Source organism: Paraburkholderia sp. SIMBA_053 (assembly GCF_046534895.1).
In the GTDB taxonomy this organism is placed as follows: domain Bacteria; phylum Pseudomonadota; class Gammaproteobacteria; order Burkholderiales; family Burkholderiaceae; genus Paraburkholderia; species Paraburkholderia caledonica.
The window spans coordinates 1-255 of sequence record NZ_JAWRXU010001147.1 but is presented as its reverse complement, the minus strand read 5'-3'; the positions used below and the strand labels follow the sequence as shown (position 1 = coordinate 255).

General features: G+C 67.5%; 1 protein-coding gene. It reads right to left on the bottom strand.

The window, feature by feature from the left end; all coding sequences use genetic code 11:
* Positions 1-255, bottom strand: a 255-nt coding sequence (locus tag SB753_RS39240; RefSeq protein ID WP_410805443.1) for a hypothetical protein, incomplete at both ends; no start/stop codon positions are given.

Sequence of the window (255 nt, the reverse complement as noted above, 5' to 3'; positions counted from 1 at the left end):
ATGTGGCCGCGAGTAGGGTGGCAGCTCTCGTACACCGGCGAGCTGCCGCAGCTCGCCCGCGTTCTCTGCGCGGATGAGAGCCTCGCCCTCTCTGCGCACCAGCTGCCACAGAGACCAGTTGCGTTGCCACGCATCCGCCTCGCCGAGCAGGATCTTCGGGCGCGTCGAGGCCTCGATGTCTCGAGGTTCACCCGAGAGCGCGACGACTTCAGTCTCGGGGTACGCAGCTGCCAACGACTCGGCGACCGTCGGAAC